A 22578-nucleotide genomic window follows, 5' to 3' on the forward strand; every position below is an offset into this window, starting at 1 on the left:
TTAAGATCAGTATGGTGAAGAAAATATTATTTGTAGTTATTTGTTTTGTATCGCTTCAAACAGAAGCCCAGCAGGTTCCTTATTCTCAGCAAATGGCGCTTACCGCAATGCACTTATGGCCCGATTCGTTCAGCATGGGCGGAAGACCGGCCCGGTGGAGTTACGACCAGGGTGTTATTTTAAAAGGAATAGAAGGTGTTTGGCAGGCAACAGGAGATGCCAGGTGGTTTCAATATATAGAACACAGCATGGATCATTACGTGAGGCCCGATGGATCGATCAAGGATTATGATCAGGAGCATTATAATATTGATCACATTAATAACGGGAAGGCTTTGTTAACCATCTATCGTGTTACAGGAAAAGAAAAATATAAAAAAGCGGTTGAGCTTTTAAGAAAACAATTACTTACCCATCCAAGAACCAAGGAAGGAGGCTTCTGGCATAAACAGATCTATCCCTGGCAGATGTGGTTAGATGGCTTATATATGGGACAGCCTTTCTATGCGGAGTATGCACAGGTATTTGGAGAAGACACTGTTTTTAATGATGTTGCCCGGCAGTTCGTGCTGATGGAAAAAAACAGCCGCGATCCTAAAACAGGGCTGCTGTATCACGGTTATGATGAAAGCCGCGAGCAACAATGGGCTGATAAAAAAACGGGTAAGTCGCCGCATTTCTGGGCCCGTGCATTAGGTTGGTATGGCGTAGCTATGGTTGATGCCTTGGATTATTTCCCCGAAAATCACCCGGGCCGTAAGCAGATTATCGATATCTTAAAAAGGTTTGCTGCTGCCGTTGTAAAAGTACAGGATGCCAAAACCGGTATGTGGTACGATATTGTGGACCTGCCCAACAGGCAGCCTAATTATCTGGAGTCATCAGCCACCGCTATGCTTTCTTATACGTTGGCAAAAGGCGCCAGGAAAGGATATATTGCGCAAAGCTATGCCGCCAACGCGAAAAAAGCTTTTGACGGGTTGGTAAAGAATAAGCTTACAACAGGCGCTGATGGCTTTACGAATCTCGAAGGCACTGTTTCTGTGTCTGGTTTAGGAGGTAAACCTTATCGCGATGGTAGCTTTGAATATTATATGCGGGAGAAAGTCGTGCAGAACGATCCTAAAGGAATGGGCGCTTTTATCCTCGCTGCCAACGAAATAGAAATGATGCCTAAGCTTTCTGTTGGTAAAGGCAAAACAGTCGTATTAGATAACTTCTTTAATAATGAATGGCAAAAAGGTCCGGGCGGGCAGCAGCAGCCCTGGCACTACGTTTGGGAAGAGCGCGACAACAATGGGTACTATTTTTTGGGCAGCATTTTTGAACAACACGGGGCCGCTTTAAAAACCTTAAAGCAGGCCCCTAATGCTGGTAACCTTAAAAAAGCATCGGTATATATTATTGTAGATGCCGATACAGAAAAGGAAACAGCAGCACCTAATTATATGACTGCTGCTTATGCAAATAATATTGCCAATTGGGTAAAGGCCGGCGGGGTACTGGTAGTATTAGGGAATAACTCTGTAAATGCAGAGCAGGATAAGATCAACCTGTTAACACAAAAATTTGGCATAAAGTTCAATGGCGATGATCAGCTGATGGTAAAAGGTAAAAATTATGAGCAGGGCGCTGTTAAAATTGAGACAGGTAATCCCATTTTTAATTCGGCTGAAAAAATTTATATCAAAGAGATCAGCTCATTGAATGTGAGTGCACCGGCTAAAGCAATTTTGAAAAAAGATCATTTTAATGTAATGGCTACGGCTACATATGGGAAAGGAACAGTGTTTGTTTTAGGCGATCCCTGGATTTACAATGAATACGTGGATGGCAGAAAACTGCCCGAAGTATATGAAAATTACCAGGCCGCTACAGATTGGGTAAAATGGTTGTTGAAAAATGCCCTGGTTAAATAATGGTTGGGATAGGTGATGGAGTTAAAATTCTATCTTAGCAGCAAAAGATTAATTATGAAGTATTTTTTTATTGCTATTTCATTGATGACAATTACAGCAACGCTTTCATCTTGCGGAGAAAGTTCATATGCACAGAAAGAAGACTCCGAAGGCAATGGTGTTACTGCCGGTTCAAAGATCGTAATGCTGGATAATTTTTTTAACAATGAGTATAAAAAAGAAAACGGGCAGCAGGTTAAGTGGCACTACTTGTGGAGCGATACCAGTATGGGTGGTTACTCCGAACTCGGCAATCTGTTCAAAAAAGAAGGTGCAGAACTGGCTACGCTGACAGAAGCACCTTCCGCTGAGAATTTAAAGCATGCAGCTATTTACATTATTGCAGACCCTGATAATGAAAAAGAAACAGCCGCTCCTAATTTTATGACGGAAGCATATGCAAATACTATTGCCAACTGGGTAAAGGCCGGCGGGGTGCTGGTTTTGCTGGGTAACGATTCTTCTAACTGTGAGCTGGATCACTTTAATATACTCTCTCAAAAATTTGGGATCACATTCAATAAAGATAACCGGCTGGTAGTTCAGGATCCGCATTTTGAGCAGGGAGAGGTTAAGGTCAATGAAGGCAACCCTGTTTTTAAAAAGGCCAAAAATGTGTATATAAAAGGTATTTGCTCTGTAACTGCAAATGCCCCCGCAGAAGTGATCTTAAAGACCAGCGATTTTGATGTGATGGCTGTTGCAAAATACGGTGAAGGAACGGTGTTCGCATTGGGCGACCCCTGGATTTATAATGAATATATTGGCCACAGAAGGTTGCCGGCTGAGTTCGAAAATGATAAGGCAGCCGTAGACTGGGTAAAATGGCTGTTGGAACAGTGAATGGCGAATAGTGAAGTCGAATGTGCAAAAGCCCCTTATCTGTGAACCATTAACCATGAACTATTAATTATGCAATATATATGAAACCGTTAAATAAAACAACTGTGCAGAAACCGGCTTACCCGGTTAAGATCATGCAATTTGGTGAAGGAAATTTTCTCAGGGCTTTTGTCGACTGGATGATAGATAAAGCAAATAATGATGGCATCCTGAACCACGGGATCGCTATGGTGCAGCCTATTGCCGGTGGTGAATTCGTGAGAACGCTTTTTGAGAAGCAGGATTGCCTGTACCATGTTTACCTGGAAGGTATCAAAGATAAGCAGCCGGTGAAAGAAGTGGCTCTGGTAAAGTCTATAGACAGTATCATTAATCCTTATAGTGACTATCAGAAATATGAAACATTATTTTTAAGCGAAGACCTGGAGATCATTGTTTCCAACACAACTGAGGCAGGGATCCGTTACGAAGAAGGAGATGATTTAAATGCCGAACCTCCCAAATCCTTTCCTGCAAAGATTACGGCCTTATTATATAAAAGGTTCCGGAAGTTCAACGGAGATCTGGCAAAAGGTTTGCAGATCGTTTGCTGCGAGCTGATCGAAGACAATGGCTCTACTTTACGTGAATTTGTACTGAAGTATATTGCCGCGAATCAATTAGGGGCAGACTTTGAAGCATGGGTGAAGACTGCCTGCAGCTTCTACGATACGCTGGTAGACCGCATTGTTCCAGGTTTTCCTAAAGAAACTATTAATGAAATAAAAGAAGAAATCGGTTTTGATGATAACCTCGTGGTGAAAGGCGAATACTTCCACGTATGGGCTATTGGGGGCGACAGCATCATTAAAGAAAAACTGCCTTTAGATAAAGCCGGCCTGAATGTATTGTTCATGGATGATATACGGCCGTTCCGTGCTAAAAAAGTACGCATATTAAACGGCGCCCATACAGCAATGGTCCCTGTTGCTTTACAGCTAGGTTGCGAAACTGTAATGGATGCTTTCAATACGCCCGAGGTAGAACAGTTCATCAACCGTATGGTAGCTGAAGAAGTGTTGCCGGGTATCGGAGAAGATCCTGAAGAGCTAAAAGCGTTTGCCGCGAAGATCTTAGAGCGGTTCTATAATCCATACCTGAAGCATTATTTAAAAGACATTTCTCTCAACTCTCTATCCAAATGGGAAACCCGCGATTTTCCTACGGTAGCAGATAATTACCATAAGCTGGGTAAGAAGGCAAAGCTTACCACTTTTTCTTTAGCCGCTTTACTGGTATTATATAGCGGCCAGTCTGAAATAAGCTTTACGCCAAACGATACACCTGAATTTGTAGAGCTGATCCGCGCTGCTTTTAATAAAGAAGATATCAAAGGCTGGGTAAAAGGTATTATAAGCAATGATAAAATATGGACGGCCCGGCTTGATGAGCTACCCGGATTTGCAGAAGAAGTAGCAGCCGGTGTAACAGCTATTTTAGACAAAGGAATGAAAGAAGCCGTTAAAGAGGCCCTCGCTTAATGCAAAAAGATCTCTACGGAAACAATATAAAGGAACTCGAATAATGGAAAAATATCTGCAAATACACCCAGATGATAATGTTTGCGTAGCTATAGAAGCTATTGCAGAGGGTGATCTGATAACCGTAAACGGTGAAGCGATCATTGCGAAAGACCCGATAGAAACAGGTCATAAGTTTGCTATAAAACCAGTCCGGGAAGGTGAAAATATTATTAAGTATGGTTATCCTATCGGACATGCCCTGGCGGATATTGCCACGGGTGATCATGTGCACACCCACAATGTAAAAACAAACCTGCACGATAACCTGCAGTACAGCTATAATCCCGTAAATCCCAGGCTGGATATACCTAAAAGCGATCTTAGTTTTAAAGGGTACCGGCGCTATAATGGCGATGCCGGTATCCGGAACGAGTTGTGGATCGTGCCTACTGTAGGCTGCGTCAATGGCCAGGCACAGGCTATCATTAATCGTATCAAAAGTGAGCTGGATGTAAGTCATATTGATGATATCCGGGTTTTTTCTCATAATTATGGCTGTTCCCAGTTAGGAGATGACCACGAGAATACCAAAAATGCATTGGTAGCATTAGCAAAGCACCCCAATGCCGGAGGTGTACTGGTTATGAGCCTGGGCTGCGAAAACAATCAGCAGAACGAGTTCAGAATAGCAATGGGCGAGTTTGATGAAACCCGCGTCAGGTTCCTCATTTCCCAGGAAGTGGAAGATGAGATAGAAGCGGGGTTTGAAATGATGAGCAGCCTGGTAGAAAAAATGAGGAACGATAAACGTGAAAGCCTGCCTTTGTCATTGTTAAAAGTAGGGCTGAAATGCGGGGGGAGCGATGGTTTTAGTGGTATTACAGCAAATCCTTTGGTAGGCCGTTTTTCTGATTGGCTGATTGCCCAGGGCGGTACTACCATTCTTACTGAAGTGCCTGAAATGTTCGGCGCGGAAACGATCCTGATGAACCGCTGCACTACAGAAACGGTTTTTGATGATACGGTAGCTTTGATCAATAACTTTAAGAACTATTTCCGTAAGTATGATCAGCCTATTTACGAAAATCCGTCTCCGGGTAATAAAAAAGGAGGTATTACTACTTTGGAAGATAAATCTTTAGGCTGTACCCAAAAAGGCGGTAATTCAGAAGTAGTAGCTGTATTAGACTATGCCGAGCCTGTAAAAGTAAAAGGCCTGAACCTGCTCAATGCACCGGGAAACGACCTGGTGGCCTCAACTGCCCTGGCTTTATCCGGGTGCCAGCTTGTTTTGTTCACCACAGGCCGTGGAACACCGTTTGGCAGTTTCGTGCCTACAATGAAAATATCAACCAATTCCAGGTTGTACAATTTTAAAAAGAACTGGATCGATTTTAATGCCGGTACTTTATTGGAAGGGCATGCTGCGGCAGAAGTAACCAGCGACTTTATCAATTTTGTGATTGAAACATGCAATGGTAACTTGTTAAAGCATGAACAAACAGGCTTCAAAGAAATAGCTATATTCAAAATGGGTGTAACATTGTAAAATTTTTTTATGGCAGATTTGGTTTTAAAAGTCCATCCTAACGATAATGTGATCGTGGCGCTTAAAGATCTTAAAAAAGGGCAAACAGTTCAATACAAAGGTGAAAGTTTTGTGTTACAGGATGATGTAAATGCAAAGCACAAATTTTTCGTTCATGATATGCAGCCTGGCGATGAGATCATCATGTATGGTGTGCTGGTAGGTAAAGCGCAGCATTTTATTCCTGGCGGTGGAGTGATGAATACGGAGAACACCAAACATGCTGCCGATCCTTTTGAATACCGCCCGTATCATTATACATGGACGCCTCCTGATGTTTCTCGGTTTGAAGGCAGAACATTCAATGGTTACCATCGCAGCGATGGTCGTGTAGGCACGGCTAACTACTGGTTATTTATGCCTACTGTTTTTTGCGAGAACAGGAACCTGGATGTGATACGCGAAGCGCTGCATAACGAACTGGGTTATGCGGTTACCGATAAATATAAAAGATATGCCCATCAGCTCGTGGAAGCATATAAGAAAGGTGAGAATATAGAGCAGCTGGATCTTACGCCTATTCATCATACAACGGCTAATGAAAGGGTATTTAAAAATATTGATGGTATCAAGTTCTTAAATCACCAGGGTGGTTGCGGTGGTACACGACAGGATGCGGGTATACTGGGCAAATTGTTAGCTGCCTATGCCGATCATCCTAATGTGGCAGGTGTTACTATATTAAGCCTGGGCTGCCAGAACCTTCAGACAAAGCAATTATTAGAAGAGATCCAACTGCGAAATCCCGGTTTTGATAAGCCCCTGCTGGTGTACGAGCAGCAGCAATCGCAAAGCGAGGAGCAGCTGATAGGCAATGCCATAAAAGACACTTTTAAAGGACTGATCGAGGCCAATAAAATGGAACGCCGGCCTGCTCCGCTGTCTAAATTGGTATTGGGCGTAAAATGCGGCGGCAGCGATGGTTTCAGCGGTATCAGCGCCAACCCCTCAGTGGGTTATACCAGTGATTTGTTAGCGGCTTTGGGCGGTAAGGTTTTATTGGCCGAGTTTCCTGAATTATGCGGCGCAGAACAACAATTAATTGACAGGACCATAGAGGAAGACAAGGCCAAAAAGTTCATTCACCTGATGACCACTTATAATAGCCAGGCAGAAGCAGTGGGTTCGGGCTTTTATATGAATCCTTCACCCGGCAATATCAAAGATGGTTTAATAACCGATGCTATTAAAAGTACCGGTGCTGCCAAAAAAGGAGGTACATCGCCAGTTGTGGATGTGCTTGATTATACCGAGCCCGCCACCAAACCTGGATTAAGCCTTGTTTGTACGCCAGGGAACGATGTAGAGGCCACCACAGGTAAAGCCGCATCGGGCGCTACTTTGATACTGTTCACCACAGGTTTGGGCACGCCTACCGGTAACCCGGTTTGTCCTACTATTAAAGTATCGACCAATAATGTGTTAACGAAAAGAATGAGTGATATTATCGATATTAACTGCGGGCCTGTTGTAGAAGGAGAAAAGACCATTGAAGAAATGGGTGAAGATATTCTGGAATACTGTATTAAAGCTGCCAGCGGCGAAGTGATACCCAAAGCAGTATTGCTTAACCAGGACGACTTTATCCCCTGGAAGCGTGGAGTGAGTTTGTAATTGCGGAAGTTTATCCCCCTCAGTTTTGAAGAGGGGTGGGGAGAGGCTGTATACACCGGAAAAGGATAAGGCGGAAGGACTTCATTCTGCGGAGTTAGAGGTAGGATAATTTTACTTCAAACGTTTGAATACTGGTACTGTAAAGATCATTCAATAATTGTGGAGATTTCTGATTATTTTTCGATGAATAAAACAGGGATAAAAATATTTCAGTGACATCATAAATTTAAAAAATTGAGATACCAATAATATATATGATATATGGCAAAGAATTTCTTAGACGAGAACTTTTTACTGGAAACCGGTACCGCGCAAACGCTGTACCATGAGTATGCAAAGCAAATGCCTGTTATTGATTATCATTGCCATCTTCCCCCGGACCAGATTGCAGCTGATAAACAGTTTGAGAACCTGACGCAGATATGGTTATATGGCGACCACTATAAATGGCGTGCCATGCGAACGAATGGAGTAGCGGAAAGCTATTGTACCGGTAATAAAACGGATTACGAAAAATTTGAAAAATGGGCGGCAACTGTACCTTATACCATGCGCAATCCTTTATATCACTGGACGCATATGGAGCTGCAGCGCTACTTTGATATATATGATATTTTAGATGCATCCACTGCACAAACGATTTACGATGAATGTACCGCTAAGTTGCAGACCCCGGAGTACAGTGTAAGGAACCTTTTGCGTAAAATGAAGGTTAAAACGGTTTGTACTACTGATGATCCTGTCGATAGCCTCGAACATCATCAGAAAATAAAAGATGACGGCTTTGAAATCCCGATCATTCCGGCATGGAGGCCCGATGCGGCGATGAATGTAGCCGATCCGGCCGTTTTTGAGGCTTATATAAAAAAGCTTGAAGCGGCATCCAACACGCATATAACGTTCTTTAAAGACTTTATAGATGCCTTAAAAAAACGTCATGACTTTTTTGCTGCCATGGGCTGTTCCGTTTCCGATCATGGATTGGAGCACATTTATGCAGAAGATTATACAGAGCATGAAGTGCATTTGATTTTCGATAAAATATATGGCGGGCATGATCTCTCGTTAGAAGAGCAAAACAAGTTTCGTTCTGCAATGCTGGTGATTTTTGCAGAAATGGATCACGAAAAAGGCTGGGTGCAGCAGTATCACCTAGGGGCTATCCGCAATAATAATCTTAAAGCCATGCGCGAGCTGGGCCCCGATACCGGCTGGGACTCTATTGGCGACTTTTCCCATGCCCGTTCCATTTCAAAATTTCTCGGAGGCTTGATTGCCAGGGATAAGCTAACCAAAACAATTCTTTATAACCTGAATCCGGCAGATAATGAGTTAATGGCTACTATGATAGGGAATTTTAACGATGGTTCAGCCCCGGGTAAAATACAATGGGGCTCCGGTTGGTGGTTCCTGGATCAGAAAGATGGAATGATTAAGCAAATGAATGCACTTTCAAACATGGGTTTGTTAAGTAAGTTTGTAGGTATGCTTACTGATTCGAGAAGCTTTCTTTCTTTTCCCAGGCATGAGTATTTCAGGAGGATATTATGTAACCTGTTTGGTAATGATGTGGAAAATGGAGAGCTGCCGGCAAATATTGAATGGATCGGCCAGGTAGTACAGGACATTTGTTTTAATAATGCGAATAACTATTTCAACTTAAAATTAAAATGGTAGTTTCGGCGAATGAGCAAAACGCTTATACAATAAAGGAACTATGAGTTTAAATTATTTTGATCTGACAGGTAAAACAGCCCTTGTTACAGGCGGTAACAAAGGTATTGGGGCGGGGATGGCACTGGGTTTGGCCGAAGCCGGCGCTGATATTATTGTGGCTTCCCGAACCGTAGAAGAGGGGGCAGAGATAGAAAAAAAGGTAAAAGGGCTGGGCCGTGGTTTTAAGTTCTATAAGATGGATGCGGCCGACCGTAACAGTGTGTATGAGTTCATAAAAAAAGTGCTGGCAGAAAACCCGCGTATTGACATTTTGGTAAATAATGCCGGAACCATCATGCGTAAACCGGTGGCAGAGCATCCCGATGGATGGTGGGACGATGTGCTGGCGATAAATCTGGACACACCGTTTATCCTGGCCCGAGAGTTTGGTAAGCACATGCTGGAACATGGGAAAGGAAAGATCATTTTTACCTGCTCTTTACTCTCTTTTCAGGGGGGCATTAATGTTCCGGGTTATGCAGCCAGTAAAGGGGCTTTGGCCAGTGTAATAAAAGCTATGAGCAATGAGTGGGCTGGCAGAGGCGTAAATGTGAACGGTATCGCCCCGGGGTATATTAGTACAGATAATACGCAGGAGCTGAGAGAAGATGAAGACAGGAGCAGCTCCATATTAGGCAGGATACCTGCCGGTCGCTGGGGAACGCCCCGGGATTTTGCCGGTCCGGCCGTGTTTTTGGCTTCACAGGCCTCAGACTATGTAGACGGTACGCTGCTGGTGGTGGATGGAGGCTGGCTGGGCCGTTAAATTTGAATATAATTAAAACATACAATAACATGAGCAACAATCTTTTTGATCTTACAGGCAAAACAGCGGTGGTAACGGGTTGTGATACGGGAATAGGCCAGGGAATGGCAGTGGCGCTGGCAAGCGCAGGCGCTGATATTGTAGGCGCTTCGATAGTTGACGATTGCAGCGCAACGCAGCAGCAAATTGAAGCTTTAGGCCGGAAATTCACTTACCATAAAGTAGATATATCAGACCGTGCCCAGATATATGATTTTCTCAAAAAAGTATTTGAGCAAAATGAGCGTATTGATATAGCCTTTAATAATGCAGGTATTATTATGCGTAATCCCGCTGCAGAACATTCAGATGAGTACTGGGATAAAGTAATTGACATCAACCTGAATGCCCAATTTATATTGGGGCGTGAGTTTGGAAAGCATATGATAGAGAAAGGGGGTGGCAAAATTGTATTTACCTGCTCTTTGCTCAGTTTCCAGGGAGGTATCAATGTGCCGGGCTATACAGCCAGCAAATCGGCACTGGCAGGGCTGGTAAAAGCATTTGCCAATGAGTGGGCCAGCAAGGGAGTGTGTGTAAATGGTATAGCCCCGGGCTATGTGGCCACGAACAATACGGCCGCTTTGCGTGCGGATGCTGAAAGAAGTGAAGCTATCTTAAGTCGCATTCCTGCCGGACGTTGGGCAACCCCTGAAGATTATAAAGGTCCTGCTATCTTCCTTGCTGCGCCGGCATCAGATTATGTGAACGGTACGGTATTGATAGTAGATGGCGGCTGGATGGGCCGTTAGAAGGCACGTAGGTAATAATTAATAATTAATAAAAAATCACTTTAACGCTTCTCCCCTGCAGGAGAGAAACAGGGAGTGAGGTCAATAAAACAATGGCAAAAAAAGTAAGCAGTGCTCCTGCACTTAAAGATTACAGGACAAACACGTTTGTAGACGGTGAGATGGAGATCCGCTTTGCAGTGGGCCCGGAAGAGACCCAACAGATGGACACCCAAAAGCTGATCGATAATTTTTTGATCAAAGAGTTGATGGTGGCAGATCAGCTGAAGCTGGTCTACAGTCATTACGACCGTGTTATCGTTGGCGGCGCTGTTCCGGTGGCTAAATCGCTAACACTAGGTAATCATCCTGAGCTGCGTGCAGACTATTTCCTGGAAAGAAGGGAAATGGGCATTATTAACGTGGGAGGTAAAGGTGTGGTAACTGCCGATGGACAAAAATATGAACTGGAAAAGCTATCCTGCCTGTACCTCGGGAAGGGAACAAAAAAGGTAACCTTTGCATCCGCTTCTAAAAAGGCGCCTGCTGTATTTTATCTTTTATCAGCGCCGGCACATGCCACTCATCCTGGCACTGTTTTTACAAAAGAGCAGGCTTCTCCGGTAGACCTGGGAGCAGAAGCAACCTCTAACAAAAGAACAGTGTATAAATACATTCATCTCGATGGTATTAAAAGTTGCCAGCTGGTAATGGGCTTAACTATACTGGCTCCGGGCAGCGTGTGGAACTCTGTTCCGCCACATACGCACACGCGCCGCATGGAAGCTTACTTTTATTTCGATCTTCCCGAAGATCAGCGGCTGTTCCACTTTATGGGGAACCCTGTAGAGTCGCGGCACCTGGTAATGGCCAACAATGAAGCGGTAATCTCGCCACCCTGGAGCACGCATTTTGGTTGTGGTACTGCCAATTATGGCTTTATCTGGGGAATGGCCGGCGAAAACCTGGTATACAGCGATATGGATCCGGCGCCTGTTCATACATTAAAGTGAGTAATCAATAATCAATTACTGGTTGCAGGTTCCAGGTTGCAAGTAACCAGAAACCGAGAACCAGAAACCAGTAACTAAAAAATCTAAATTTCAAATATCAAATTCTCTTATGTCAAAAAAAGTAATAACCCTTGGAGAAGTTATGTTGCGCTTATCAACACCCGGCTTTCAGCGTTTTGTACAGGCCGAATCATTTGATGTAACTTATGGTGGTGGCGAAGCCAATGTTGCTGTTGCTTTATGTAACTATGGTTTAAATGGTGTGTTTGTTTCGAAAGTTCCTGATAACGCGATCGGACAGGCTGCCATAAACCATTTACGCCGTTATGGTGTAGATACCGGCTTCGTGGCGCGTGGAGGCGACAGGTTAGGAATTTACTTTTTGGAAACCGGCGCTTCTATGCGTGCTTCGCAGGTTATTTACGACCGTGCCGGTGCTTCTATTGCCGATGTGGACGCCAGCGAATTTGACTGGGATAAAATATTTGAAGGGGCAGACTGGTTTCACACCACAGGGATCACACCTGCTTTAAGCGATAAAGCGGCTGCTTTAACTTTAGCTGCTTTAAAGGCTGCCAAAGAAAGAGGGGTTACTACTTCTATCGATTTGAACTATCGCAAAAAGCTATGGAGCAAAGAAAAGGCCCAGCAGGTAATGACCGAGCTGTGCAAATATGTAGATGTATGTATTGGTAACGAAGAAGATGCCGAAACCACCCTGGGATTTAAAGCTGCTCATAGTGATATTACCAAGGGTGAACTGAACCTTGACGGTTACAAAGACGTGATCCGCCAGATGAAAGAGAAGTTTGGTTTTAAATATATAGCCTCCTCTTTACGCGAAAGCTATAGCGCCAGCGATAACGGCTGGAGCGCTTTGGTAAGCGATGGCTCTGAGTTTTATCATACCCGTAAATATGATGTTCGTATTGTAGACCGGGTGGGCAGTGGTGATAGCTTTGCCAGTGGCCTGATCTATGGTTTGGTTACAGGCATGAGTATGGCCGATGCGGCTGAGTTCGGTGTGGCAGCATCTGCTTTAAAACATACAATTCCCGGAGATCTGAACCATGCTACGCTAAGCGATGTAAAAACGCTGATGAAAGGAGATGCCAGCGGAAGGGTACAACGTTAATGCCCTGCGACCTCCCGGCAGGGGAGGCTTTTATAAAAAGGAAAATAATTTTTAAATAAAAAGATCCCTCCCTTGCGGGGAGGGCTGGGGAGGTGCCTTATGATCATTGATTCATTACAAAATGCAGCCAAATACTATAGTGTTCATCCGCTATTTGCCAAGGCTTTTGAGTACATAGCCGGTGCTGATCTTGCAGATATACAACCGGGTACTTACGAAATTCAGGGCGACGAACTAAAAGCCATTGTTTCTGATAAAGAAGGTAAAGCCCGGGAAGAATCATTGCAGAAATTTGAATGCCATCGTAAGCATATTGATATCCAGGTTTGCATTAACGGGATGGAAGAAATCGGCTGGAAGCCTGTTGAAAAATGTGAGAAAGACAACGGCGGTTATGATGAGGCTAAAGATGTACAGTTCTGGGGCGATGAGCCCGATACGTATTTTACGCTTACCAATAACCAGTTCGTCATTCTTTTTCCCGAAGATGTACATGCGCCCATGATCGGCGCTGGTGAGGGAAGTATAAAGAAGATGGTGATTAAGGTAAAAATATAGTTGAAAAGTTTAAAGCCCGCCTGACCGGACGGGCAGGGTTTAAAAGTTGACAGGGTTAAACCTGGTCTGACCGTCCCGGTCTGACCAGTTATGGTGAAGGATACCTGTTTGCGACAGGCAAGTGTAGGTTGAGATATGCACAACAGTATCCCGAAGGCATTCGGGATTGAAGAGTGCGACGCAAAACCGATGGGTAGTGCTCATTAGCCGGTAACAAGAAAATAATCATCAAAATCAATTTAATCAAATAAATCAGGGTTCAGACAAATGGCTACAACACAACAAGCAATAGATACAATTATAAAACAGGGAATGTTGCCCTTATATTTTAATGCCGATGAAACAGTAACGGTAGAAATTCTGCGTGCTGTATATAAAGCAGGAGTAAAAGCAATTGAATATACCAGCCGGGGCGAAACGGCTTTAAAGAACTTTACAAAGATGGTAGCAGTACGCAATGCAGAAATGCCGGGCCTCTTATTGGGTATTGGTACGGTAAAAACATTAGCACAGGTAAAAGACTACATGGCTGCAGGTGCCGACTTTTTAGTAAGTCCGGGCTACGTTGCAGCAATAGCTGAGTATGCGGTGGCTAACGATGTGCTATACGCTCCGGGATGTATGACTCCTACCGAAATTATAGCTGCGGAAACTGCAGGTGTAAAATTCATTAAATTATTTCCGGGCGATACTTTGGGAACAAAGTATTTGTCTGCCATAAAGCCGGTTTTCCCCAATCTTTTATTCATGCCAACAGGTGGCGTGGATACAACCAAGGAAAATATTGAAGGCTGGTTTAAAGCCGGCGTTTGCGCTGTGGGTATGGGAAGCAAGCTCATCAGCAAGCAATTAATGGATGATAAAGATTACGTTGCTATAGAAAAAGCCACCAGGGAAGTTTTTACTACTATTCAATCAATTAAAAAATAAAACGACATGCAGCAGGCCAATGGAAATGGTAAGATGACCAATTACAGGTGGACAATGGTGATTTTACTTTTTGTAGCAACTACCATCAATTATCTTGACCGCCAGGTATTATCTCTTACCTGGGATGAATTTATAAAACCGGAGTTTCACTGGAATGAGGATCATTATGGAACAATTACTTCCATTTTCTCTATTGTGTACGCCATTTCCATGTTGTTTGCGGGTAGGTTTGTAGATTGGATGGGAACCAAGAAAGGCTTTCTCTGGGCCATTGGCGTTTGGTCTGTAGGTGCCTGTTTGCATGCTTTGTGCGGCGTGATCACAGAAAGGTATGTAGGGCTAAATACGGCAGCCGAGCTGATGCAGGCCACCGGGGATACAGCCGTAATCATTTCAACCATAAGTATGTATGCTTTTGTTGTGGCGCGTATTGTACTGGCGGTTGGTGAGGCCGGAAATTTTCCTGCGGCTATTAAAGTAACGGCAGAATATTTTCCTAAAAAAGACAGGGCTTATGCTACCAGTATATTTAATGCCGGGGCATCAGTAGGCGCATTGCTGGCGCCTTTGTCTATACCCCCTTTAGCTACAGTATTTGGATGGGAAATGTCCTTTATTATTATAGGTGCCCTGGGTTTTGTATGGATGGGTTTTTGGGTATTTATGTATAAAAAGCCGCACGAGCATCCGCGTGTAAGCCCCGAAGAGCTGAATTATATACTTTCAGACAGGGATACTGAAACGGAGGAGGAAAAAGCCATTTCGGCCGTGCAGGACAAGAAGATCTCTTTTATTGACTGCTTTAAGTACAGGCAAACCTGGGCTTTTGCTTTTGGTAAATTTATGACTGATGGGGTATGGTGGTTCTTTTTATTCTGGACGCCCTCTTATCTCAATACCCAGTTTGGTATAAAAACATCAGAAGGGTTGGGAATGGCGCTGATCTTCACGTTATATGCTATTGCCACATTCTCAATTTATGGTGGGAAGCTTCCTTCTATTATTATAAAAAAAACCGGTCAGAACCCTTATGCGGCACGTATGAAAGCGATGCTCATTTTTGCATTTATCCCGCTTTTGGTTTTACTGGCTCAGCCCATGGGAACTATTTCGCCCTGGTTTCCTGTAATTTTGATCGGGCTGGGCGGCGCAGCACACCAATCGTGGTCAGCTAATATTTTCTCTACTGTAGGAGATATGTTCCCTAAATATGCAATAGCTACTATTACCGGCATTGGCGGTATGGCAGGAGGGGTAGGTTCTATGATTCTTCAAAAAGCTGCCGGCAGGTTATTTGTTCGTGCCGGGGAAACTCATATGACGTTTTTAGGCTTTGAAGGCAAACCTGCCGGATATTTTATGATATTCTGCTTCTGTGCGATTGCCTATCTTATTGGATGGATCGTTATGAAGGCGTTGGTACCTAAATACAAACCGATCACAGATCTTTAACAAGCTTAGAAAGAAGCGTATATGAAAAAAGTGCGATCGGTGGTCGCACTTTTTTATGTTGTGGGGTTTGAGATGTTTTATACCCTCTTTTCTTTTTATCTCAACCTGTACTTTTTCTGTACTCTGGGACTGTTAAAATAGTCGTTCAATTGTTTTTCAGAGAGATTTTCAGACATATCTGTAGGAACTTCGGATAGTTGTGTCTGGCTTTGCCTTAATTCTTTCTTCAGGGTTTCTGTTTTAGTATTGATCAACGGGTCCCTGTCTCCCGATAGCTTGTTTTCAAATACAATATATTCGAGACGTTTGATGTTAGACCGGAGAAGTGTGGCCTGGTTTTGTTCCACTTTTCTGTCGGGAGCAGCAGCCTCCTTAACAGGCACAGCAAAAACACCCAGCCCAGGCAGGATTTTACCGGTATTTTGTTTGCTTTTGTTATCGCCCGCTGTGGTAGCCAGCACCGTACCGGTTAATGTGGTAGAAGCGGTGGTAATGTCAAAGCCCGAACGCCAGCCCTTGGTCTTTTTTATTTTCCTGTCAATTTGATAAAAGGTGTATTTATACCTCAGGATATACGTACTGATGTTACTCAAAGCATCGTTATATTCCTGTGTGGCAATATCATAGTTCAATCCATCCTTTACAATAACCCTGACTTTAGCCGAATCGGAAAAATTAAAATTTGTAGTGCCAATGAATAATAACGTAACTGCCTTTTCTTTATTAGGATCTTTTTCATTTACAAAGTCATATCCCGGCGTCCATTCAAAATTGTCATCACAGCTCTTCGGCAGCTTAAAATTGCCAATAGATATATCGCTGGACATCAGGATTTTTTCGATCGGGAAATTGCCGTTTTCACACAGTACTGCAAAACTTAATTTATCGCCTTCTGTAATAGTTACAGGGCTAACCACAGAAGGTTTTATGCGCGGGTATACTACATCGCTGCTGTAAAATATAACATTCAAAGTAGTATCCAGCTTGTCTAACGGGTTAGAAAGATTTTGTACACCAAATTTTACAGGATATTCCCTGTCATATTTCAGCCTGCCCGATAAGAAAAGAGATTTATTGGTACGAAAGCTCAATGTACCATCGTCTTTATCTATTTTAAACCCAACGGGTGCCTCTTTAATATACCAGTGATATTGCCGGGCATTTTTATTTATTAGAAACCTGTAATTCAGGCTCGAATCTACGTGCAACGAAAAAAACGGGCTGAAATTAACAATTCTCAGGGACGTATCAAATGTATGGTGAGGTATCTCCTGTAAAGACTTTAACGCAGCACTGTCTGGCTGAATCTGGGCATTGACAGAAGAGAGTGTACCTGTTAATAGTAAGATAAGGAACGAATAGCGCATTTTTTGATGCTTTGAATTTTCAGTATCTGCAAATTTACACATAAGACGGTTAAAACTGGCTGTTGGCAGCATCAGAATTGCAATAAGTTAAAAAACCCTTCGTGGAAACGAAGGGTTTAAACCAAAACTAACTGCTTATGAGAAAAACTTGTATTATTGTACTTCTATATCTTTTGATGCTGCTTTTGCTTCTTCCTTGCGCTGTAAAGTAACTATTAGGATTCCGTTAACATATTTAGCAGCGATCTTTTCTGTATCTATTTTATTATCAATAGTGAATGTTCTTTTAAAGGAACGCAGGTAAAATTCTTTCCGGATATTTTTGCCTGTTCCTGCTTGTTCTTCTTCCTTTTTTTCAGCAGCAATAGTCAGGAGGTTATTCTCCACACTAATCTTAAAATCTGCTTTTTCATAGCCGGGAGCAATTACTTCGATCTGGTACTCGTTTTCATTTTCGGTAATATTTACCGGTGCATGCCCCTTAATATTAGGTTTGGCAGCTTCTGTTTTTAAAAGAGCAGGCATTTCTGTAAAAAAATCGTCTACCAGGCTGGTAAAGGTTCTTTCAAAAGGAACGCCATTGAATTTTACGTTTGTCATTGTCATATAGTTTTACTTTTTTAATTAATTGGTTACGATTGGGGAAAGGCAAATTATAAACCAATACAATTTAAATGACAAAAAGTCTTTATATTATTTAAAAGTAAGACATAATGTCTTATTTTCTGTTTTTTGAACGTAATACTGGCATAGAGAAGGTTGAAGAATCTTCTTCTTAAAAACTCTTTGTATCAGCCATCGTTCACCTTCTCCAAGGCCAACGCTAATCGGTCCTGCACTTTTGGGCCTTTTAAATATAAAATGTTATGCACGCAATATATTATGATTACCACCCGAACATTTCATTTATTTTTGTGTTGAGTTTAAAAGTAAAATCTTCAAATAATTTAATTAAGTATGTATCCCGCAGAAATAGTAATTCCTATGAAAGAGGAATTAACAGATAATGGATTTATAGAGCTTCAGACTCCTGAAGAAGTAGAGACCAGCCTGGCACAGGGTGGTACTAACCTGTTAGTAGTTAATTCGGTTTGTGGTTGCTCGGCCGGTACGGCCCGGCCCGGAGTTTTGCTGGCCATAGCTAATGCAGAAAAAAAGCCTGACCATCTTACCACCAGCTTTGCCGGTTTCGACATTGACGCAGTGAAGAAAGTTCGTGAGCATTTGCTGCCTTATCCTCCTTCTTCTCCGTCCATTGCTCTGTTTAAGGATGGTAAGCTGGTGCATTTCATTGAAAGGCATATGATAGAAGGACGGTCGGCACAAATGATCGCTCAAAATCTTTTGGCTGCTTTCGATGAGTATTGCAGTTAGGACGGTTTATAAGTTGAAATATTCACAAGGATGCGTAGCCCGGCTATGCATCTTTTTTGCTTTATACCTCATTAACATATAAACATGTTAACTTTTCAACCCACTTTATCGTAATATTGCCGCTAATTATAAAATGTCAGCTGCATGTATCCTAATTTATATTATGTTTTCAGAGACTGGTTTGGGGTAGAATGGAAGTTTTTACATTTTGTAAATTCTTTTGGCTTTTTTGTAGCCGTAAGTTTTCTTATCTGCTCGGTTGTGCTGGCACGGGAGCTGAGGCGTAAGAGCAGGGATGGTGTTTTTCAGCCTACAGAAGAAACCATAACGGTAGGAGAACCTGCCTCTGTAAGCGAGCTGGTAAGTAATTTTTTATTGGGCTTTGTGCTGGGCTACAAAGTGCTCGGCCTGCTGTTTGTTGATAATACGTTCAAAGTAAATCCCCAGGAATATATTTTTTCATTGCAGGGCAACTGGCTGGCCGGTATTGTATTGGGCGCCGTGTTTGCGGGTATGAAATGGAGAGAGAAAAACCGGCAAAAGCTGGCCCGTCCGGAGAAGAGGACAATAAGGGTATGGCCGCACGACAGGGTGGGAGAATTTACTATGATCGCCCTGGTATTTGGCCTGGTAGGTGCCAAGTTGTTTGATACTTTCGAAAACTGGGATTCTTTCTTAAAAGATCCGTCATCTATTTTTTCAGCATCGGGCCTAACTTTTTATGGCGGACTGATACTTGCCGGTATTGCGCTTTGGTGGTACACCCGCAAGCACAAAATTCCTTTCATCCATTTTGTAGATGTAATGGGCCCGGTGATGATGCTGGCTTATGCTTTAGGAAGGATCGGCTGCCAGGTATCGGGCGATGGAGACTGGGGTATTTATAATTCAGCTTTTAAAACCACCCCAAACGGAGGCGTTCTTCCTGGAAGCCAGGCCGATTTTGACGGTGCCCTGGCCGCTAATGCTGAATTTTTTGCAAGACATGAATCGCACTATGCGTTTTTTCCAAAGCCCGGGTTTTTAAAATTCCTTCCTGATTGGTTCTTTGCCTATGATTTTCCTCATAATGTAAACGAAACAGGGGTAAAGCTGGCTAATTGCACCGATCTGCAATACTGTAATCATTTACCGGCACCTGTATTTCCTACCTCTTTATATGAAATAATTATATGCCTTATATTGTTCGGCATATTGTGGATGTTAAGGAAACGGATCCGGGTTCCGGGGCTTTTATTTGGTATCTACCTTATCTTCAACGGAATAGAGCGTTTTTGGATAGAGCGCATCAGGGTAAATGTAAAGATGGACTTTTTGGGGATGGAAATCACCCAGGCGCAGCTCATTTCTTCAGGGATCATTATTGCAGGTATTGCAATGATTATTTTTGCCCGCACAAATTATAAAAACATAAAACCAACAGCCGGTTAATTACGTTATAGGATAGTATTGTGGAAAATTTTAGAAGATTAACGATAGTTTTAAGGCTTGTTTCTCAAAACTATTGATTTTCTTCTGATTTCTGCGTACTTTTGCAAGTTATTATTTATATTTAGGCGTGGTCCCATGCTTAATTACCAAAAAGGTTATATACAATTTAAGATATGCGTCAGCTCAAAATTGCCACACAGATTACTAATAGAGACTCGCAGGCAGTTGAAAAATACCTGCAGGAGATCTCTAAAATTTCCATGATTACACCAGAGGAAGAAACAACGCTTGCTCAAAAAATAAAAATGGGTGACCAGCGCGCTTTGGATAAGCTCGTTCAGGCCAACCTGCGTTTCGTAGTGTCTGTTGCCAAGCAGTACCAGCACCAGGGTTTATCTTTAAGTGATCTGATCAATGAAGGGAACCTGGGACTGATTAAGGCTGCCCAGCGTTTTGATGAGACCAAAGGGTTTAAATTTATTTCCTACGCAGTATGGTGGATCCGTCAAAGCATTTTACAGGCCCTGGCAGAGCAGGGACGCCTGGTGCGTTTGCCTCAAAATAAGATCGGTACCTACAATAAGGCCAACAAAGCTTATATGGCTTTCGAGCAGGAGCACGAACGGGAGCCTTCTACTGAAGAGCTTTCAGAGCTGCTTGAAATGAGCGAGACAGAGATCAACAATATTTTCCAGAGCAATACCCGCCACACTTCCCTGGATGCACCCGTGCATGAGGCAGAAGATGTAGCGATGGGCGACCTGCTGGAGGGCGGATCAGATACCGATGACGATGTAATGAAAGATTCTCTGCGCAACGAAATTCGCCGTGTATTGAAGTCCCTTTCCCCAAGGGAAGCAGAGATCGTAAATGCCTATTTCGGCCTGGACGGAGAGAACGGGGTAACTATTGAGCAGATCGGCCAGAAATATGACCTTACCAAAGAACGGATCCGCCAGATCAAGGAACGTGCTATCAAACGCCTTCAGAAGGCAAGGTACAGCAGCGCTTTGAAATCTTACTTAGGATAAGCTAATTATTTGATAAAATCTTTGAAAACTCTGGTGAATAACCAGAGTTTTTTTATTATAGCATAATAATGAAGTTTTTATGAGAAAAGCACTTGTGGTGATCTGTAGTATACTGTCTTTCTGTGCGGCATTTAGCCAGGATGAAGTAACGATGTACATGACGGAGGCCGGATTAGTTTACAATCAAAAGTAATTTGATTCCATCCGTGTTTCAGGCCCCATAGCTATATCGTTAATAAGCCGTACTAAGAGCGGAGATACTACATTTACCGATATTAAGATAGCTCCTATAGAGCAGCCTGGAGTTGTGACAAAATATGAAGATACTGTTTTGCCAGAGTTGGTATTTTCTGATTTGCAGGGGAAAAAATATAATACCAATGACTTAAAAGGATATGCATTATATATAAATTTCTGGTCCACCTCCTGCGGACCCTGTATTGCAGAGATGCCGGATTTATCCCAGTTAAAAAAACGGTACGAAAAGAAAAAAATACTATTTATTGGTATTGCACCGGAACCTGCTGATGAACTTCAGCGTTTTTTAAAAGAGCACCCATTCGATTTTACCATTGTAAGCAGTGATGAAATATTCCAGTTGCTGGGAATAGATAGCTATCCTGTTAATTTTTTTGTTGATAAAAAAGGCGTAATAAAAAAAGTTAGCACGGGTACTCCTGTTAAGAAAAATCCAGACACAGGAAAATGGGAGGTTAGTGTAATAGAGAATTATTCTAAAATAATTGATCAGTTAATGTAATATGAAAGTACTTGTAACAAGGTGCTAATGGTTTTGTAGGTAGCTATATTGTGGATGAGCTATTAAAAAACGGGCATGAAATATTTGCCTCTTCACGCACAGGCGATATGTCATCATCAAAGAACAGCTTAATCTGATTGTAAAAATTTTCTATCATAAAATGTAGTAATTTTACAATATGAATAACTGGAAAGAACGCATAACAGTCAATCCCCAACAATGTGGCGGAAGGCCCTGCATCCGGGGTATGCGCATCCGGGTAATAGATGTGCTTAATCTTCTTGCATCCGGACTTACTCAGGAACAAGTGTTGGAGGAGCTGCCAGACCTGGAAAAAGCGGATTTGGAAGCAGCACTCCGCTATGCCAGTCACAAATTAGATCACCCGGTATTGGCCGCATGATGACTATCTGGATGGATGCACAATTATCTCCTTCGCTGGCGGCCTGGATAAACAGTAATTATACTACCATACAAGCCCACTCTGTTCGCTCATTAGGATTACGAGACGCTCCTGACATAGAAATATTTAAGCAAGCCAAAGAAAAGCAGGCTATAGTAATGACTAAAGACGAAGACTTTCTTCACCTGCAGGAACAATTAGGAGCGCCTCCTGTTATTATATGGGTTACTGCTGGCAATACTTCCAATGCGAGGATGCGTGAATTATTAGGAATGTACCTGGACACCATTATCAGGTTTATAAAAGACGGAGAATGTTTGATTGAAATAAGCGGAGGATAGTCATAGTATTTGTTTATTCATTAACG

Annotated in this window: 22 protein-coding genes; 20 read left to right on the forward strand and 2 right to left on the reverse strand. The window is 42.7% G+C overall.

From position 1 onward, the window contains the following. Positions 1 to 11: 11 nt before the first annotated feature. The 13 genes from ACYVBM_RS13740 to ACYVBM_RS13800 all read left to right on the forward strand — a co-directional run bounded on the left by ACYVBM_RS13740 (position 12) and on the right by ACYVBM_RS13800 (position 15845). The gene (locus ACYVBM_RS13740) at positions 12 to 1919 is read left to right on the forward strand and encodes a glycoside hydrolase family 88 protein (protein ID WP_460686248.1); all 1908 of its coding nucleotides are present in this window, start codon (positions 12 to 14) and stop codon (positions 1917 to 1919) included. 54 nt (positions 1920 to 1973) lie between these two features. Next, positions 1974 to 2801 (forward strand): DUF4350 domain-containing protein, encoded by an 828-nt coding sequence (locus ACYVBM_RS13745; RefSeq protein WP_460686249.1) that lies wholly within the window; start codon positions 1974 to 1976, stop codon positions 2799 to 2801. A gap of 80 nt (positions 2802 to 2881) precedes the next feature. Continuing rightward, positions 2882 to 4321 carry a tagaturonate reductase gene (locus tag ACYVBM_RS13750; protein WP_460686250.1) on the forward strand — a complete coding sequence of 480 codons (1440 nt, stop codon included), beginning with the start codon at positions 2882 to 2884 and terminating at the stop codon, positions 4319 to 4321. A 43-nt stretch (positions 4322 to 4364) separates the two neighbouring features. After that, entirely contained in the window at positions 4365 to 5852 is a 1488-nt protein-coding gene (locus ACYVBM_RS13755; protein ID WP_460686251.1) for a UxaA family hydrolase, read from the forward strand. Positions 5853 to 5861: 9 nt separating this feature from the next. Then, positions 5862 to 7505, forward strand: coding sequence for a UxaA family hydrolase (locus ACYVBM_RS13760; protein WP_460686252.1), 1644 nt, complete (start codon positions 5862 to 5864; stop codon positions 7503 to 7505). 261 nt (positions 7506 to 7766) lie between these two features. Then, positions 7767 to 9182, forward strand: a complete 1416-nt coding sequence (gene uxaC / locus ACYVBM_RS13765; protein ID WP_460686253.1) for a glucuronate isomerase — start codon at positions 7767 to 7769, stop codon at positions 9180 to 9182. A gap of 40 nt (positions 9183 to 9222) precedes the next feature. Beyond that, positions 9223 to 9987, forward strand: a complete 765-nt coding sequence (locus ACYVBM_RS13770; RefSeq protein ID WP_460686254.1) for an SDR family NAD(P)-dependent oxidoreductase — start codon at positions 9223 to 9225, stop codon at positions 9985 to 9987. A gap of 29 nt (positions 9988 to 10016) precedes the next feature. Beyond that, positions 10017 to 10778: a 2-dehydro-3-deoxy-D-gluconate 5-dehydrogenase KduD gene (gene kduD, locus ACYVBM_RS13775; RefSeq protein ID WP_460686255.1), complete on the forward strand. Its 762-nt coding sequence runs from the start codon at positions 10017 to 10019 to the stop codon at positions 10776 to 10778. 92 nt (positions 10779 to 10870) lie between these two features. After that, on the forward strand, positions 10871 to 11770 hold the full coding sequence (gene kduI / locus ACYVBM_RS13780; protein ID WP_460686256.1) for a 5-dehydro-4-deoxy-D-glucuronate isomerase: 900 nt from the start codon (positions 10871 to 10873) through the stop codon (positions 11768 to 11770). A 109-nt stretch (positions 11771 to 11879) separates the two neighbouring features. Beyond that, positions 11880 to 12905, forward strand: a complete 1026-nt coding sequence (locus tag ACYVBM_RS13785) for a PfkB family carbohydrate kinase (protein ID WP_460686257.1) — start codon at positions 11880 to 11882, stop codon at positions 12903 to 12905. A gap of 72 nt (positions 12906 to 12977) precedes the next feature. Beyond that, positions 12978 to 13463 (forward strand): NanQ anomerase/TabA/YiaL family protein, encoded by a 486-nt coding sequence (locus ACYVBM_RS13790; RefSeq protein ID WP_460686258.1) that lies wholly within the window; start codon positions 12978 to 12980, stop codon positions 13461 to 13463. A 267-nt stretch (positions 13464 to 13730) separates the two neighbouring features. After that, positions 13731 to 14393 (forward strand): bifunctional 4-hydroxy-2-oxoglutarate aldolase/2-dehydro-3-deoxy-phosphogluconate aldolase, encoded by a 663-nt coding sequence (locus ACYVBM_RS13795; protein WP_460686259.1) that lies wholly within the window; start codon positions 13731 to 13733, stop codon positions 14391 to 14393. 6 nt (positions 14394 to 14399) lie between these two features. Beyond that, positions 14400 to 15845 (forward strand): MFS transporter, encoded by a 1446-nt coding sequence (locus tag ACYVBM_RS13800; protein WP_460686260.1) that lies wholly within the window; start codon positions 14400 to 14402, stop codon positions 15843 to 15845. 95 nt (positions 15846 to 15940) lie between these two features. On the opposite strand, the gene ACYVBM_RS13805 is transcribed toward ACYVBM_RS13800, so the two are convergent. Both ACYVBM_RS13805 and ACYVBM_RS13810 read right to left on the reverse strand, forming a co-directional pair. Further along, complete coding sequence (locus ACYVBM_RS13805; RefSeq protein WP_460686261.1) at positions 15941 to 17212, reverse strand: hypothetical protein; 1272 nt, start codon at positions 17210 to 17212, stop codon at positions 15941 to 15943. Positions 17213 to 17365: 153 nt separating this feature from the next. Next, a complete protein-coding gene (locus ACYVBM_RS13810) occupies positions 17366 to 17812 on the reverse strand; it encodes an Hsp20/alpha crystallin family protein (RefSeq protein ID WP_460686262.1) in 447 nt (148 codons plus the stop codon). A gap of 357 nt (positions 17813 to 18169) precedes the next feature. Between ACYVBM_RS13810 and ACYVBM_RS13815 the strand changes: the two genes are divergently transcribed. The 7 genes from ACYVBM_RS13815 to ACYVBM_RS13845 all read left to right on the forward strand — a co-directional run bounded on the left by ACYVBM_RS13815 (position 18170) and on the right by ACYVBM_RS13845 (position 22552). After that, a complete protein-coding gene (locus tag ACYVBM_RS13815; RefSeq protein ID WP_460686263.1) occupies positions 18170 to 18586 on the forward strand; it encodes a BrxA/BrxB family bacilliredoxin in 417 nt (138 codons plus the stop codon). Positions 18587 to 18730: 144 nt separating this feature from the next. Then, positions 18731 to 20017 carry a prolipoprotein diacylglyceryl transferase gene (locus tag ACYVBM_RS13820; protein ID WP_460686264.1) on the forward strand — a complete coding sequence of 429 codons (1287 nt, stop codon included), beginning with the start codon at positions 18731 to 18733 and terminating at the stop codon, positions 20015 to 20017. Between the two features lie 173 nt (positions 20018 to 20190). Continuing rightward, positions 20191 to 21048, forward strand: a complete 858-nt coding sequence (locus ACYVBM_RS13825; RefSeq protein ID WP_008585204.1) for a sigma-70 family RNA polymerase sigma factor — start codon at positions 20191 to 20193, stop codon at positions 21046 to 21048. A 307-nt stretch (positions 21049 to 21355) separates the two neighbouring features. Next, a complete protein-coding gene (locus tag ACYVBM_RS13830) occupies positions 21356 to 21808 on the forward strand; it encodes a TlpA disulfide reductase family protein (protein ID WP_460686265.1) in 453 nt (150 codons plus the stop codon). A gap of 50 nt (positions 21809 to 21858) precedes the next feature. Further along, positions 21859 to 21945, forward strand: a complete 87-nt coding sequence (locus tag ACYVBM_RS13835; protein ID WP_460686410.1) for a hypothetical protein — start codon at positions 21859 to 21861, stop codon at positions 21943 to 21945. A 41-nt stretch (positions 21946 to 21986) separates the two neighbouring features. Continuing rightward, positions 21987 to 22211, forward strand: a complete 225-nt coding sequence (locus tag ACYVBM_RS13840) for a DUF433 domain-containing protein (RefSeq protein ID WP_460686266.1) — start codon at positions 21987 to 21989, stop codon at positions 22209 to 22211. Continuing rightward, on the forward strand, positions 22208 to 22552 hold the full coding sequence (locus ACYVBM_RS13845) for a DUF5615 family PIN-like protein (RefSeq protein WP_460686267.1): 345 nt from the start codon (positions 22208 to 22210) through the stop codon (positions 22550 to 22552). The genes ACYVBM_RS13840 and ACYVBM_RS13845 overlap by 4 nt, the downstream gene beginning before the upstream one ends. The last annotated feature ends 26 nt before the right edge of the window (positions 22553 to 22578 follow it).

It is taken from the genome of Niabella aquatica (assembly GCF_054779315.1).